We start from the raw sequence: 14,360 nt of genomic DNA, 5'->3' as shown, positions 1-14,360 counted from the left end.
CAGCACATGAAGGCAAGCATGCGCATCACCGCGGCGGACGTGCCCGCACTCGAACGGGGCGTCGCGCTGCTCGGGTCGGGCGGTGGGGGCGACACGATGACGGCGGCGGCGCTGCTGCGCCAGCTCGTCGGCCGGGGCCGCGAACCCGACGTGCCCGGCGCGCTGGATCCGGCGACCCTGGTGATGCCGGTGGGGATCGTCGGCGCGACCGCCGCCTTCGCCGAGAAGCTGCCCAGCGGCTCGGAGTTCGCGACGGCGGTGGCCGCGATCGAACGCTGGACCGGCACGCCCGCGGGCGCTCTGATGTCGATCGAGATCGGCGGGCTCAACGGGTTGATGCCGCTGGTGGCCGCGGTCGAGCTGGGCCTGCCGTGCGCTGACGCGGACCTGTCCGGGCGCGGGCTGCCGCGGCTGGACCAGCTCTCCATCGCCGCGACCGGCCGCGGCCTGGCACCGGCCGCGCTCGCCGAGCCGGGTGGTCAGGTGCTCGTGCTGGCAGCCGGTTCGGACGAGTCGGTCGAGCGGGGCGCTCGCGCGTTCCTGGCCAGTTCCGGTGGCTGGGCGGCGATGGCGTTCGCCCCGCTGCCGGCGGGGGAACTGCCGGGGTGCGCGGTGATGGGCAGCGTCACCGGCGCGCTCGAACTGGGGCGGCGGGTGCTCGCGGCCGGGGAGAGCCCGGAGCCGGACCGGCTCGCGGAAGCCTCCGGCGGGCAGGTGCTCGCGATGGGGCGGGTGCTGGAGGTGTCCCGGCGCCTCGGGCCCGGGCGGCACGGCCGCGCCGGGTTCGGCCGCGGCAGCGCCACCCTCACCGACCACCGCACCGGCGCGCTGCTGCGGCTGGAGATGGAAAACGAGTACCTGCTGGCCCTGCGTGACGGGCAGCCGGTGGCGTCCACCCCGGACGTGCTGGCCGTGGTGGACCACCGCACCGGCGTGCCGGTGCCGTGCGACGGAATCCGCGCCGGGATCGAGGTCGACGTGCTGCGGCTGGCCGCGGCGCCGTTCTGGACCGATCCGCGGCGGCTGCCGGTGCTGCGGCCGCGGGCGTACGGCATCGACTCCGATCCGGTGCTGGCATGATCCTGCGTCGTCTGCTGGCCCTGCCGTCGTGGACCGAGGTCCGGGTGGCGGCGGGCGGGTCCGGACTGGACCGTCCACTGGAGACGGTCCGGGCGACGCTGGACGCCGGGGACAGCCCGGGGCCCGGCGAGCTGCTGGTGCTGGCGCGGGAGCTGCGCGGCACGGACTGGCAGATCGACGCGCTCCTGCGGCGCGGGGCGGACCGCGGCGCGGCGGGCCTGCTCCTGCCGGAGGTCGAACCGCTGACCGCGACCCGGCTGCTGGCCGACCGGCTCGCGATGCCGCTGCTGGTGACGGCGGCCCGCCCGCTGGACCTGCTCGTCGAGGCCCGGCTGATGCTCGCCGCGCCCGAGCTGGACCGCGCGAACCTCGTGCTGGCCACGCACCGCGCGCTCGGCGAACGGCTGCGCTCGCCGGAGGAGGTGGTGTCCGCGCTGCGCGGGTTGCTGCGATCGCCGGTGGCGTTGCTGGACGACCGGGGCGAGCCGGTGGCGGGTGAGCTGGCGTCGGCCGGGCGGATCCGGGTGGGCGAGCCGGTGCCGCAGCGGGTGGACCTCGACGACCGCGTGCTGCTGGCGCATCCCGCGCTGCTGGCCGGCCCGGTGCTGTGGGTGGCGGCCGAGCTGACCGGGGCCGAGGCGGCGCGGGCGGACGTGGTGCCGCCGGCGCTGGCGGTCGCGGCGGGCGCGGTGCAGCGGTGGCTGCTGGCGAACCGGCTGGAGCTGGAACGGGACGCGCGCTCGCGCACCGCGCTGCTCGGCGACCTGCTGCGGCTGGACGCGGAGCCGGGCGCCGACATGCGCCGCCGGGCCGCGGACGCCGGGTGGCGGCTGGGCGGCTGGCACGTCGGGCTGCGCATCGGCGTGGCGTCCAGTGTGGACACGGTGGCGCGGACGACCGAGGTGGTGCGGGCGTTGCGGGCGGAGCAGATCACCGCGGTGGTCGTCGAGCACGGCGACGGCTGGACCGGGTGGGTGACGTTCGACCAGGAGCCGACGGCCGAGCGGGTGCGCACGCTGGCGGCGCGGCTGCGGGCGGCGCACAAGACGCTGCGGCGCACGCTCGGTTCGCACCTCGGGGTCGGCCGCCCGCACCCGCGCCCGGACGGCCTGGCCGCGACGATCGCCGAGGCGACGGACGCCGCCCGGCTGGCCGCGACCCGGCCCGAGTCGGGGCACTTCCTGCACGTCGACCAGCTGGGCATGGCGCAGCTGCTGCTGGAGTGGACGCGGACGGACACGTTCGAGCCCGCGGCCCGCGCGCTGGTCGCCCCGCTGCGCAACGCGCCCGGCGACCTGGTGCGGACGCTCGCGGTGTACCTGGACGCGGAGTCCTCGATCGCCGAGACCGCCGCGGTGCTGGGGGTGCACCGCAACACGGTCGCCGCGCGGATCGCCCGGATCGAGCAGCTGCTGGGGGTGGACCTCTCCCGCCCGGACGACCGCCTGGCCCTCCACCTGGCGTCGAGAGCCATCACGCTCGGCACCTGACCGCAGAACTCGGGCGCAGGAACGCAGAACTCACGCGCCGGACCGCAGAACTCGCATGCAGGAACGCAGAACTCGCGCGCAGGAACGCAGGACTCGCGCGCCGATACGCAGGACTCGCGCGCCGCGCGAGTCCCACGCTCAGGCACGCGAGTCCCACGCTCAGGCACGCGAGTTCCACGCTCAGGCACGCGAGTCCCACGCTCGGGGGCGCGAGTTCTGCGCTCAGGCACGCGAGTTCTGCGCTCGCGCGCGTGAGGTCCGCGGCCGGGGGGGCGTGAGGTCTGCGCTGGCGGTGTGTCAGCCGGCGGTGGTGAGCTTCGCCAGTAGGCGGTCCAGCTGCGCGAGCTCGTCGGCGTCCAGGGCGGCCAGCGACGCGGGCGGCTCCGCCAGGATCCGCTCCGCCGTGGCCGCCGCCTCCGCGCCCGCGGGTGTCACCGCCACCAGCTTGCGTCGCCGGTCCTGCGGGTGCACCGTCCGCGACACCAGCCCGCGCTGTTCCAGGTCGTCCACCACCAGCGTCACGTACGGGCGGTCGGTGTTCAGCCGCTCCGCCAGGTCCGCCAGCGTCAGCGGCCCGGACGCCAGCCGCCGCAGGGCCTTGATCTTGATGAAGCTCAGCCCGAGCGCCTCGGTGACCGCCTTACGCCGGTCGTGCCGGCCCAGCACGTCCTGCATCCGCTCCCACACGCGCTCCGCCGCGCTCACGTCCGCGCTCCCACCTGCTCGTCGAACAGCGCCGTCGCCCGCCGGGCCGTCGCCTTCGCCCAACCGCCCGTCGTCAGCACGCCCAGCACCATCACCACCACGCCGCATCCGGCCATGATCCACCACGCGAGGTGGCTCGCCGCCGGGAAGCCGGTCGTGAACCCGCCGGAGACGTGCGACGTGACCACCGCGCCCAGCACGGCGACCCCGAGCGAAGCCCCCACCTGCCGGCTCGTCGACGCCACCGCCGCGGCCACCCCGGCCTGCGCGCGCGGCATCCCGGACACCGCGGTGTTCGTGATCGGCGGGTTGAGCATCCCGAACCCGGCGCCGAACACCACGTAGGCCACCACCAGCCACCCGATCCCGGTCTCCGCGCCCAGCCTGGTCAGCAGCACCCCGCTCACCGCCAGGCCCAGTCCCCCGGCCACCAGCGGGATCCGCGCGCCGCGCGCGGCGACCAGCCGTCCGGACAGCGGCGCGAGCGCGAAGATCGCCAGCGCGCTGGGCAGCGTCAGCAGCCCCGCGTGCAGCGGCGTGAAGCCCCGCACGTTCTGCAGGTACAACGCGTTCAGGAACAGGAACCCGCTCAACCCGGCGAACCCGCACACCGCGATCACCGTCGCCCCGGAGAACGGCACGCTCGCGAAGAACCTGGGGTCCAGCAACGGTTCCGCCCGCCGCCGCTCGTAGGCGACGAGCCCGGTTCCGGCCGCGACCGCCACCGCGAAGCACCCGAGCGTCAGCCCGGACGCCCAGCCGTGGTGCGGCCCCTCGATGATCCCGTAGGTCAGGCTCGCCAGCGCCACCACGGCCAGCAGCTGCCCCACCGGGTCGAGCCGCCGGGCCCGCGGCGCCTTGGACTCCGGCACGAACAACGCGGTCAGCACCAGCGCGGCGATCCCGACCGGGATGTTGATCCAGAAGATCGACCGCCACCCGACGGCGTCCACCAGCACCCCGCCGACCACCGGGCCCAGCGCCATGCTCAGCCCGACGACCGCGCCCCAGATCCCGATCGCCCGCGCCCGTTCGCGCGCGTCGGTGAAGGTGTTCGTGATGATCGACATGGCGACCGGGTTCAACATGCTCCCGCCGACCGCCTGCAGCATGCGGAACACGATCAGCAGCCCGATGCCCGGCGCCACGCTGCACAGCAGGGACCCCAGCGTGAACAGCACCAGCCCGGCCTGGAACGTGCGCCGCCGCCCGATCCGGTCGGCGGTCGACCCGGACAGCATCAGCAGGCTGGCCAGCACGAGCGTGTAGGCGTCGATCGTCCACTGCAGACTCGACACGCTCGCGGAGAACTCGCGCTCGATCGACGGGAGCGCGAGGTTGACGATGGTCGTGTCCATCGCGACGACGAAGAGGCTCAGGCAGCAGATCGCCAGCACGAGGAGACGACGGCGGTGGGACAGCTCCGGCACACGCACCCCAAACGTTGCAGTCCTATAACAGTTATAAATGTACAACCCTCTGGCCTGCGCAGCCACTGTGATCTCCGACGCCTCTGGACTTCAATCATCCAATGATTTAACGTGCGGAGCGCACGCACTCGACGGAGAGGAACAGTTTCGTGACGGGGCAGAGGCGCAGCACGGCGTGGTTCGGGGCGACCGGCCGCGCGGGGATGATCTATCGCTCCTGGATGCGCAACCAGGGCTTCGGGGCCGAGGTGTTCGACGGCAGGCCGGTGATCGGCATCGCGACCAGCGCGTCGGAGCTGGCGCCGTGCAACGCGCACCTGACCCGGGTCGCGGAGGCGGTCAAGCGCGGGGTGTGGCAGGCGGGCGGGTTCCCGCTGGAGTTCCCGACCATGGCCACCGGCGAGACGCTGATGCGCCCGACCGCGATGCTCTACCGCAACCTGATGGCGATGGAGGTCGAGGAGCTCATCCGCGCCAACCCGCTGGACGGGGTGGTGCTGCTGTCCGGCTGCGACAAGACGACCCCGGCGATGCTGATGGCCGCGGCGAGCGTCGACCTGCCCGCGGTGATGGTCACCGGCGGGCCGATGCTCAACGGCAAGTACCGCGGCGCCGACGTCGGGTCGGGCACGCACGTGTGGAAGTTCGAGGAGGAGCTCAAGGCCGGGCGCATGACCCAGGAGGAGTGCTTCTTCGCCGAGGGCTGCATGGCGCGCTCGAACGGGCACTGCATGACGATGGGCACCGCGTCGACGATGGCGTGCATGGCCGAGGCGCTGGGCATGCAGCTGCCCGGCTCGGCGACCTGGCCGGCGGTGGACGCGCACCGCTTCGAGATCGCGCAGTCCGCGGGGCAGCGGATCGTCGAGATGGTCGAGGAGGACCTGCGGCCGTCGCGGATCCTCACGCGTGAGGCGTTCGAGAACGCGATCCGCGTCAACGCCGCGATCGGCGGGTCGACGAACGCGATCATCCACCTGCTCGCGATCGCCGGGCGGGCCGAGATCGACCTGTCGCTGGACGACTTCGACACGCTCATCCGCGAGGTCCCGACCCTGGTGAACCTGATGCCGTCGGGCAAGTACCTGATGGAGGACTTCTGCTACGCCGGCGGCCTGCCGGTGGTGATGCGCCAGCTCGCCGAGGCCGGGCTGCTGCACTCCGGCAGCGTGACCGTCACCGGCAACGCGGTCGGCGAGAACGTGGCCGGGGCGGAGAACTTCAACACCGACGTGATCACGACGGTCGAGGAGCCGTTCCAGCCGGTCGGCAGCGGCACCGCGGTGCTGCGCGGCAACCTGTGCCCGGGTGGTGCGGTGATCAAGCAGTCGGCCGCGTCGCCGCACCTGCTCAAGCACCAGGGGCGGGCGCTGGTGTTCGACACGGTCGAGGACTACCACGCCGTGGCCGACGACCCGGACCTCGACGTGGACGAGACGAGCATCCTGGTGATCCGCGGCGCCGGGCCGAGGGGCTACCCGGGCATGCCGGAGGTCTCGAACGTGGCGTTGCCGGCGAAGCTGCTCAAGGCCGGGGTGACGGACATGGTGCGCATCTGCGACGGGCGGATGAGCGGCACCAGCTACGGCACGGTGGTCCTGCACGTGACACCGGAGTCCGCGGTGGGCGGCCCGCTGGCGCTGGTGCGGACCGGCGACCTGATCACCCTGGACGTGGCGGCGCGGACGCTGAACGTCGAGGTGTCCGACGAGGAACTGGCCGCGCGGCGGGCGTCCTGGCAGGCGCCGGAGTCACCGTACCGGAGCGGGTACACCTGGCTCTACACGCAGCACGTGCTGCAGGCCGACCAGGGCGCGGACTTCGACTTCCTGCGCGGCTCCCGGGGCCACCAGGTACCCCGCGACTCGCACTAGTGTCCTTGGCCAGGACGTTGGTAGCGGCTGGCTGGTGTTGACATGGGGGAGGCTCCGGTTGGGGTGTGGCTTGTCCAGGGCCCACGCCAGCCGGAGGCTCTCGTGCCACACCGTGATGCCCGCACGACAGGGGCGGCCGCAGGCACATATCGCGAAGGCCATGGCATTTCACGCAAGTGCGTGAAGACACGGTGTCGCGCGTGCTGGCCCGCCACGACGTGCCTCGGCTGTCGGCGCTGGACCCACTCGCCCGGCAGGTCGAGCGCTACCACCGCACCCTGCAGACCGACAGGTCTTCACCAGCAACACCGAACGAGCAACCGCACTTGCACCCTGGCTCGAGCACTACAACACCCAACGCCGCCACAACGCACTCGGCGGCCACGCACCAGCCGACTGCCACCAACCTGACGGCCGAGCACAAACTAGGCCGGCTCGGACCGGGTCGCTTCCACACAGCAGGTCACGAAGTCGGCGATGACCGGGTTGTCGTCGTCGGCCGGGTGCCAGGCGATGCCGACCCGGGTGGGGCCGACGTCGCGCACCGGGCGGTAGACGATGCCGGGGCGGGCGTAGAAGCGGGCGGCCGATTCGGGGGCGAGCGCGATGCCGTAGCCGTTGGCGATCGCGCTCAGCCACTCGTCCGGCTGGTCGGTGACGGCTCCGATGCGCGGCTCGCCGTCGCGTTCGTCGGCGCCCAGCCAGTGGTCGCGCCACCAGCCGGTCTCGGCCGGGGCGGCGACGAACGGCTCGTCCCACAGCTCGCGGAAGGCGATCTCGTCCCGGCCGGCGAGCGGGTGCGACGCGGGTAGCGCGACCCAGCGGGGTTCGCTGAACAGTTCCCGCACCCGGAGTTCGTCCTGGCCCGGGAACGGGAGCCGGACCAGGGCGGCGTCGACCTCGGCGCCGGCCAGCCCCGCGGTCGGGTTCGACCAGGCGGCCTGGCGCATGTCGACCCGCCAGCCCGGCCGGCGGCGGCCGAACGCGGAGATGATGGCCGGTGTCGCCTCGTTCGCCGCGCTGGCCAGGAAACCGACCCGCAGCACCCGGCTGCCGGCGGCGCGGGTTTCGCGGCACGTGCGGTCCCAGCCGTCGAGCAGGGCGGGCACGCGGTCCGCGAGCACCCGCCCGGCGTCCGTGAGTGCCATGCCGCGGCGGGAGCGCGTGAACAGCGTGGTGCCGAGCTGCGCTTCGAGCTGCCTGATCTGCTTGGTGAGCGCGGGCTGGGACACGAAGAGGCGCCCCGCCGCGCGCGTGAGGTTGCCCTCCTCGGCGACGGCGGCGAAGTAGCGGAGCAGGCGCGTGTCCACGTCCATGCCACCAGGTTATGGAAGCGGGTATTGGACGCGCTCCCGCCGCCGCCCCGACGCTGGTGGGGTGTACGTGACAGTGACTGTGCTGACGATCCTCCTCAACGCGGCGATCGCCGTCGCGGACTTCGCCCGGGCGCGATTCGTGCTGGCGAACTCGGCGGCGGTGGGGGTGCCGGCATCGTGGTTGCCGGTGCTGGGGACGCTGAAGGCGGCCGGTGCCGCGGGGCTGCTCCTCGGTCTGCTGGGGGTGCGCTGGATCGGGATCGCCGCGGCGGCCGGCCTGGTGCTGTTCTTCCTCGGGGCGCTGATCGCGCACGTGCGGGCCCGCGTGTTCGGCAACATCGCCGTGCCGGGGCTGTTCTTCGCGCTGGCGGTGGCGAGCCTCGCGCTCAGTTGAGGACCCGGAACCGCAGCCCCGGCTCGCCGTACTCCTCCAGCGCGTGGGCCACCCAGCCGGCGATCCGGGCCACCGCGAAGATCGCTTCCCCGGCGTCCGGGCGCATGTCGAAGGCGTGCATCATCGCGGCCAGCGCCAGATCGGTGTTCGGGAACAGGTCGGTGCGGCCGGCGAGCTGGTCGAGCAGCAGGTCCACCACCGGGTTCTCCGGCAGCAGCGCCAGCAGCGCGTCCGCCCGCGGGTCGCGCCGCTGGTAGATCCGGTGCCCGAACCCGGGGATCGAGCCGGCGGACCGCAACCGCTCGGACAGGGCGTCCACCGGGTTCTCCCGCGCCTCGGCCAGGAACCGGTACGCCAGCGTGCTCGCCCCGCCGTGGTAGTGCCCGTCCATCGCGCCCAGCCCGGCCGACACCACCGCGTACACGTTCGCCCGCGCGCTCGCCGCCACCCGGGCGGCCACTGTGGACACCGCCAGCCCGTGGTCGGCGAGCAGGACCAGTGCGGCGTCGAGGATTTCCGGCTCCGGCGGTCGCGACGTCAGCTTCGGCCACAACCGCGCCCCCAGGGTGCCCCGCGCCGACCCGCCGGGCAGCGCGTCCGCCAGCACCCCGATCAGCCGCTCCGCCGCCGGGCGCACCGCCTCGGGCGCGAGGTCGAACCGCAGCGGATCGGCCGCCCCCAGCACGGCGACGGCCACCCGCAGGTGATCCGTCAGGCGCGCCGTCGCGGGCAGCGCCCCGGTGGCCGACCGCACCAGCCCGGCCAGCTCCGCCGACTCCGGGAACGCCGGTCGCTCGGCCAGCTCCCCGGTCCACAGGAAGTGCGCGACCGACTCGTACGACCACTCCCCCGCCAGATCGGTCACCCGCTCGCCGCGGAAGGAGACCTCGTCGCCGTCGAAGCGCGTCAGCCGCGTCCGGATCCCCTCCACCACGCCCGGCTCGCGCCCCCGCCCGGCCAGCCGGTCGACCTCCTCGGCCGCGAACAGACTCCCCCGCCGCCCCGGCCGCTTGACGCTCGTCAGCAGCCCGCGACTCGCGTACGCGTACACAGTCTCGGCCTTCACGCCCAGCCGCCGCGCCACCTCGGCCGTCGTGAGGAATCCCTCGTCGCCCATCGACCTGCGCTTTCCCGATTCACATTGACTTGATCAATATTGACAATACTCAATCAATGTACCGACAGTGAAGGCATGACCGAACTCATCGACGTGCCCGCAGGACTGCGCAACGTCGTCGTCACCACCACCGAGCTGGGCGACGTCCGCGGGCGCGAGGGCTTCTACCACTACCGCCAGTACGACGCGATCGACCTGGCGCGCCACAAGACGTTCGAGGACGTCTGGTTCCTGTTCCTGGAGGGCCGCCTCCCCGAACCCGAGGAACGGGTCCGCTTCGCCAAGGAACTGGCGCCGCTGCGGGTGCTGCCCGGCGAGCTGCGCGAGATCCTGCCGCTGGTCGCGCGCGCCGGCGGCCATCCGATCGCCGGCCTGCGCACCGCCCTGTCCGTCCTCGCCGCGGCACGTGACCTGCCGCCGCTGTGGGACGCCGGCCCCGACCGGCGCAAGGCCGACGCCATGCTGGTCTGCGCGGTGACGCCGACGATCCTGGCCGCGCTGCACCGCCTCCGCGCCGGCCTGGAGCCCCTGGAACCCCGCGCCGACCTCGGTGCCGCCGCCAACTGGCTGTACCTCGTCAGCGGCGCGGAACCGGCGGCCGAGCACGCGCGGGCCATCGAGCAGTACCTGATCGCCACCGTCGACCACGGGTTCAACGCCTCGACGTTCACCGCGCGCGTCGTCGCCTCGTGCGGCGCCGACGTGGTGTCCGCGGTTGCCGCCGCGCTCGGCGCGTTCAGCGGGCCGCTGCACGGCGGCGCGCCCGACCGCGCGCTGGCGAGCCTCGACGCGATCGGCACCCCGGACCGCATCGACGCGTGGGTGCGCGCCCGGATCTCCGCGGGCGACCGGATCATGGGCTTCGGCCACGCCGTCTACCGGACGCAGGACCCGCGGTCGGTCCTGCTGCGCGAGATCGCGACCGGGCTCGGCGGCGACCTGGCCGACTTCGCGACGACGGTCGAGCGGCGGGTGGTCGAGATCCTGGCCGAGCTGAAACCGGGACGCGAGCTGTACGCCAACGTCGAGTTCTACGCCGGGGTCGTGATGGAACTGTGCGGCCTGCCGCGCGCCCTGTTCACCCCGACGTTCGCGGTGAGCCGGGTCGTCGGCTGGTGCGCCAACGTGCTGGAGCAGGCCGCCGGGTCGAAGATCATCCGCCCGGCGGCCCGCTACGTCGGTCCGCCCGCGCCTCAGCCGGTGAGCTGAGGCAGCACCTTCGACGACCAGGCGTCGAAGAACTTGTCCTGCTCCGGGCCGATCTGCGACACGTACACCTCGTCGAACCCGGCGTCGGCGAACTGGCGCACGGCCTGCGCGTGCGCGTCGGCGTCCGGGCCGCACGGGATCTGGCCCGCGACCTGCTCCTCGGTGACCACCGGCACGGCCTGTTCGAAGTCGCGCGGCGTCGGCAGGATGCGCCCGAGGCTGCCGGGCAGCAGGTCGCTCGCCCACAGCCGGTGCGCCGTTTCCCGTGCCTGCTCCGCCGAATCGGCCCAGCACACCTTGAACCCGCCCTGGATCGGCCCGCGCCCGCCGGCCTCGCGGTAGGAGTGGACCAGTTCGCCGTCGGGCATCACCGTGGCGAAACCGTCCGCGATCTTCGCGATCCGGCGCGCCGTCTTCGGCCCGAACGCCGACACGTAGATCGGCACCGGCTGCTCCGGCAGCGTGTAGATGCGCGCCTGCTCCACCGTGTAGTGCTTGCCGTAGTGCGTGACCTGCTCGCCGGTGTGCAGCTTGCGGATCACCTCGACGGCCTCCTCCAGCATCTCCAGCCGCCGCGAGCCGGGCGGCCACGGGTCGCCGAGGATGTGCTCGTTGAGCGCCTCACCGGAGCCGACCCCGAGCACGAACCGGCCCTCGCACTGCACCGCCGCCGTGGCCGCGGCCTGCGCGATGATCGCCGGGTGGATGCGCACGGTCGGGCAGGTCACCGCGGTCGTGATGGGCAGCGAGACCGCCTGGGACAGCGCCCCGATCACCGACCACACGAACGGGCTGTTGCCCTGCTCGCCCGTCCACGGGTGGAAATGGTCGGAGATCCACAACCGCTCGAACCCGGCCTGCTCTGCCTTCTTCGCCTGTTCCACCAGCTCGCGGGGCCCGTGCTCCTCGCTGGACAGGAAGTAACCGACACTCACCATGCGCCGGGACTACCCGCGCCGGTCACCCCTCACGCACCTTCGCCAGCGGTTCGAAGCCGGACATCTCCAGGACCCGGCGCACCGGCGAGGCGGGCGCGACGACCAGGTCCAGCCCCATCTGCAGCACCTTGAGCCGCCCGGTGAGCGTGAACAGCACCCGCAGCCCGGAACTGTCCAAATAGGTCACCTCGGTGAGGTCGATCGAGACGCGCATGACGTCGTTGCCGATCGCGGAGAAGATCTGGTCCTGCACGGCGTTCGCGTTCGCGAGGTCGATCTCCCCGCTGACCCGCAGCAGGACGTGACCGCCGTCGTTGACGGCATCGATCGTCGCCGCGGTCATTCCGCGTGCCCGATCGCCCGGCGGATCATGACCTCGGTGCCGTGCGCGTGGTGGTCGATGCGGACCTCGTCCCCGCAGCGGTGCATCAACAGCGTGCCCCGGCCGCGGTTCTCGCCGCGCGGCGGGCGCCAGCGGCCTTCGTCGCACACGGTGGCGATCGCGTCCCGTCCGCGCAGCTCCATCCGCACCTTGATCACCCCGCCCGCCGGGCCGTAGGCGTGCTCGACGGCGTTGGACGTGGCCTCGCCGACCGCGACCAGCAGGTCGGACGTCGCGTCCTGGCTCGCGCCGACGATGGTCAGCCACCGGCGCATCGCGGACCGGACCTCCTTCAGCGACTCGGGTACGGCGGGCACGGTCAGCTCCAGCGGGCCGAGGTCCGCGCGGTTCTGGCGGCGCACGGCCAGCAGCGCCACGTCGTCGTCGGGGGTGTCCTCGCCGATCAGCTCGGCCATCACGTCGGCGCAGACGGTGTGGGCCTGGGCCGGGTGCACGGCGTCGCAGAGACGCTCCAGCCCGTCGTCGAGGGCGATGCCGCGCCGCTCGACCAGTCCGTCGGTGTAGAAGCAGACCACCGATCCGGGCGGCATCTCCGACACGGTCACCCGGCGCCGCACGTCCCGCAGGGCGCCGATCGGCGGGTCGACGGCGACGTCGAGCAGCCTGCCCCGTTCGCCGACGCGCCCCTGGACGGGCACCAGGTGGCCGGCCGAGGACACGTGCAGCCGCTCGAAGTTCGGCTCCACCAGCGCGTAGAGCACCGTGGCCATCATGCCCGGCTCGAAGTGCTGCATCTTGCGGTCGAGGTTGGACAGCACCTCGGCCGGGTCGCCGCCCTCCAGCGCGAAGGCCCGCAGGGCGCTGCGCATCCGGCCCATCACGATCGCCGCAGGCAGGCCGTGCCCGACGACGTCGCCGATCACCACGCCGAGCCAGCCGTTGGGCAGCAGGAAGACGTCGTACCAGTCGCCCGCGATGGCACCCTCGTCGCCGGGCACGTAGCGCGCGGCGAGTTCGAGGCCCGGGACGATCGGCAGCTGGGTCGGCAGGAGGCTGCGCTGCAGCTCCGCCGCGGCGGCGCGCTCGGCCTTGGCGCGCTGGGCGTGGGCGGCGAGCGCGATCCGGTCGGCGGCCAGCTGGAGCAGCTCGACGTCCTCCGGGGTGAACTCGCGCGGCGACAGCGAGCCGACGTGCAGCACCCCCAGCGCGTCGCCGCCGACCAGCAGCGGGACGCCGAGCAGGGTCTGGATGCCCTTCTCCCAGAGCAGCCGGTTGACGACCGTCGTCGAGTCGACCCGCTGCAGCTGCACCGGCTCCCGGCGCGCGACGACCTGCCCGGCGAAGCCCTTGCCGACCGGGACCCGGACGCCCTGGGACACCTCGGTCTCGATGCCGCGCGCCGCGACCGCGACCAGTTCCCGGCCGCCCGGTTCGAGCAGCAGCACGGCGACGGTGTCGGAGTTGAGGACCTGGCGCACGCGGTCCAGGAGTTCGGGCAGGAGGTCCTCGGTGGCCAGGTGGGCGAGCGCGCTGTCGCTGACGAGACCGATGCGCTGGAGCTTGTGCTCGGCTTCCAGTCGCGCGCTGGCCGAAGTCGACATGATGCGAGACTAGCCCCTGCTCAGGTCGGAGAAACCCGTGGTTTCCGCGGAATCAGGTTGTCACTGCCACGGTTCCGCATCGGTTGCCGGGGCGAGCAGGTTCGACGATACCGCAGGCCAGGCCGTGTTGTCCGGATCGATCAACGCGTAGTGGCCCGCGTCGTGGACGTCGATGAGGCGCGTGTCCGGGTGGGCTTCGCGGTAGGCGCGGGACAGGGCGGCGGGCACGATTTCGTCCGCGGTGCCGTGGATCAGGACGACGGGCCGGGCCGGCGAGGGCAGCCGGGCGGGGTCGAGGCCGTCCGGCGGGGTGTCGCCGAGGAAGGCTCGGACGGCGCCGTCGTCGAGACCGAGCCGGTCGGCGAGGGCCAGATCGGCGACGGCGGCCAGGGTGACGGTGGCGGCGAGTCCGGGCGCGGGCGCGCTGGCGGCGGCCCACAGGGCGAGGTGACCGCCCGCGGAATGCCCGGTCACGACCACGCGGCCGTCGTACTGCCCGGCGAGTTCCACCGGCAGGACATCGAGCGCGGCGGCGACGTCGGCGGTGGTGAGCCGGGGCGCGCCGGGGACGCGGCGGTACTCGATGGAGAGGACGTTCAGACCGGTCCGCGCCAGGGCGTGCGCGAGGGGCCGGATGTGCCGGCGGTCGTAGTCGGGCCGCCAGAAGCCCCCGTGGATGACGACGATCAGTGGCGCGTCCGGGCGGCCACGCCAGTGATCGGCGACGTGGTCCGGGCCGGGCCCGTAGCGAAGCTCGCCGTCCGGCGCGGGCGCGGGACGCGTGAGGACCGACCGATCTTCCACCATGGCCGGGCTCCCTCCGCAGGATCACTCGTTCGAGTGGCGGGCGCTGGCGTGACGCA

The 14,360-nt window shown here is 73.4% G+C and carries 13 protein-coding genes and 1 pseudogene; 6 read left to right on the top strand and 8 right to left on the bottom strand.

Going from position 1 to position 14,360, the window contains the following annotated elements:
* Positions 1-18 precede the first annotated feature (18 nt).
* Positions 19-1,080 carry a DUF917 domain-containing protein gene (locus L1857_RS09055; RefSeq protein WP_094006624.1) on the top strand — a complete coding sequence of 354 codons (1,062 nt, stop codon included), beginning with the start codon at positions 19-21 and terminating at the stop codon, positions 1,078-1,080.
* A complete protein-coding gene (locus tag L1857_RS09050; protein WP_249464847.1) occupies positions 1,077-2,570 on the top strand; it encodes a PucR family transcriptional regulator in 1,494 nt (497 codons plus the stop codon). The genes L1857_RS09055 and L1857_RS09050 overlap by 4 nt, the downstream gene beginning before the upstream one ends.
* 297 nt (positions 2,571-2,867) lie before the next feature.
* Here the strand turns inward: L1857_RS09050 and L1857_RS09045 are convergent, their stop codons facing one another.
* On the bottom strand, positions 2,868-3,275 hold the full coding sequence (locus L1857_RS09045; RefSeq protein WP_249464843.1) for a MarR family winged helix-turn-helix transcriptional regulator: 408 nt from the start codon (positions 3,273-3,275) through the stop codon (positions 2,868-2,870).
* The gene (locus L1857_RS09040; protein ID WP_094006627.1) at positions 3,272-4,705 is read right to left on the bottom strand and encodes a DHA2 family efflux MFS transporter permease subunit; all 1,434 of its coding nucleotides are present in this window, start codon (positions 4,703-4,705) and stop codon (positions 3,272-3,274) included. Before L1857_RS09040 ends, L1857_RS09045 begins: the two co-directional genes overlap by 4 nt.
* 149 nt (positions 4,706-4,854) lie before the next feature.
* On the opposite strand from L1857_RS09040, the gene L1857_RS09035 reads away from it, so the two are divergent.
* Both L1857_RS09035 and L1857_RS09030 read left to right on the top strand, forming a co-directional pair.
* Complete coding sequence (locus tag L1857_RS09035) at positions 4,855-6,579, top strand: IlvD/Edd family dehydratase (protein WP_094006628.1); 1,725 nt, start codon at positions 4,855-4,857, stop codon at positions 6,577-6,579.
* A gap of 286 nt (positions 6,580-6,865) precedes the next feature.
* Positions 6,866-6,970 (top strand): annotated as a pseudogene (locus L1857_RS09030) (integrase core domain-containing protein); the annotation flags it as partial.
* A 34-nt stretch (positions 6,971-7,004) separates the two neighbouring features.
* Here the strand turns inward: L1857_RS09030 and L1857_RS09025 are convergent.
* Positions 7,005-7,895, bottom strand: a complete 891-nt coding sequence (locus L1857_RS09025) for a LysR family transcriptional regulator (RefSeq protein ID WP_116111886.1) — start codon at positions 7,893-7,895, stop codon at positions 7,005-7,007.
* A 61-nt stretch (positions 7,896-7,956) separates the two neighbouring features.
* Here L1857_RS09025 and L1857_RS09020 point away from each other — a divergent pair, with 61 nt between their 5' ends.
* Complete coding sequence (locus L1857_RS09020; RefSeq protein WP_233157355.1) at positions 7,957-8,289, top strand: DoxX family protein; 333 nt, start codon at positions 7,957-7,959, stop codon at positions 8,287-8,289.
* Here the strand turns inward: L1857_RS09020 and L1857_RS09015 are convergent.
* Entirely contained in the window at positions 8,282-9,406 is a 1,125-nt protein-coding gene (locus tag L1857_RS09015) for a citrate/2-methylcitrate synthase (protein ID WP_094006631.1), read from the bottom strand. The two genes, L1857_RS09020 and L1857_RS09015, sit on opposite strands and share 8 nt — an antisense overlap.
* 75 nt (positions 9,407-9,481) lie before the next feature.
* On the opposite strand from L1857_RS09015, the gene L1857_RS09010 reads away from it, so the two are divergent.
* Positions 9,482-10,615 (top strand): citrate/2-methylcitrate synthase, encoded by a 1,134-nt coding sequence (locus L1857_RS09010; RefSeq protein ID WP_094006632.1) that lies wholly within the window; start codon positions 9,482-9,484, stop codon positions 10,613-10,615.
* On the opposite strand, the gene L1857_RS09005 is transcribed toward L1857_RS09010, so the two are convergent.
* From L1857_RS09005 to L1857_RS08990, 4 genes are read right to left on the bottom strand one after another with little or no spacing between them, the layout of a single operon-like run.
* Positions 10,600-11,553, bottom strand: a complete 954-nt coding sequence (locus L1857_RS09005; protein WP_116111882.1) for a TIGR03557 family F420-dependent LLM class oxidoreductase — start codon at positions 11,551-11,553, stop codon at positions 10,600-10,602. The two genes, L1857_RS09010 and L1857_RS09005, sit on opposite strands and share 16 nt — an antisense overlap.
* A gap of 22 nt (positions 11,554-11,575) precedes the next feature.
* On the bottom strand, positions 11,576-11,896 hold the full coding sequence (locus tag L1857_RS09000; protein ID WP_094006634.1) for an STAS domain-containing protein: 321 nt from the start codon (positions 11,894-11,896) through the stop codon (positions 11,576-11,578).
* Positions 11,893-13,497, bottom strand: a complete 1,605-nt coding sequence (locus L1857_RS08995; protein ID WP_116111879.1) for an ATP-binding SpoIIE family protein phosphatase — start codon at positions 13,495-13,497, stop codon at positions 11,893-11,895. The genes L1857_RS09000 and L1857_RS08995 overlap by 4 nt, the downstream gene beginning before the upstream one ends.
* A 60-nt stretch (positions 13,498-13,557) precedes the next feature.
* Positions 13,558-14,304 (bottom strand): alpha/beta fold hydrolase, encoded by a 747-nt coding sequence (locus tag L1857_RS08990; protein ID WP_116111876.1) that lies wholly within the window; start codon positions 14,302-14,304, stop codon positions 13,558-13,560.
* Positions 14,305-14,360: the final 56 nt, after the last annotated feature.

The organism is Amycolatopsis thermalba, assembly GCF_023376025.1.
GTDB classification, from domain to species: Bacteria; Actinomycetota; Actinomycetes; order Mycobacteriales; family Pseudonocardiaceae; genus Amycolatopsis_E; species Amycolatopsis_E thermalba.
The sequence above is the reverse complement of the archived record's forward strand: the minus strand, read 5'-3'. Positions and strand labels throughout refer to the sequence as shown.

Excerpts from the sequence above, each read along its gene's own strand:
- L1857_RS09000 (WP_094006634.1), bottom strand. The coding sequence starts at position 11,896 with ATGACCGCGGCGACGATCGATGCCGTCAACGACGGCGGTCACGTCCTG.
- L1857_RS08990 (WP_116111876.1), bottom strand. The coding sequence starts at position 14,304 with ATGGTGGAAGATCGGTCGGTCCTCACGCGTCCCGCGCCCGCGCCGGAC.
- L1857_RS09025 (WP_116111886.1), bottom strand. The coding sequence starts at position 7,895 with ATGGACGTGGACACGCGCCTGCTCCGCTACTTCGCCGCCGTCGCCGAG.
- L1857_RS09050 (WP_249464847.1), top strand. The coding sequence starts at position 1,077 with ATGATCCTGCGTCGTCTGCTGGCCCTGCCGTCGTGGACCGAGGTCCGG.
- L1857_RS08995 (WP_116111879.1), bottom strand. The coding sequence starts at position 13,497 with ATGTCGACTTCGGCCAGCGCGCGACTGGAAGCCGAGCACAAGCTCCAG.
- L1857_RS09055 (WP_094006624.1), top strand. The coding sequence starts at position 19 with ATGCGCATCACCGCGGCGGACGTGCCCGCACTCGAACGGGGCGTCGCG.
- L1857_RS09005 (WP_116111882.1), bottom strand. The coding sequence starts at position 11,553 with ATGGTGAGTGTCGGTTACTTCCTGTCCAGCGAGGAGCACGGGCCCCGC.
- L1857_RS09010 (WP_094006632.1), top strand. The coding sequence starts at position 9,482 with ATGACCGAACTCATCGACGTGCCCGCAGGACTGCGCAACGTCGTCGTC.
- L1857_RS09015 (WP_094006631.1), bottom strand. The coding sequence starts at position 9,406 with ATGGGCGACGAGGGATTCCTCACGACGGCCGAGGTGGCGCGGCGGCTG.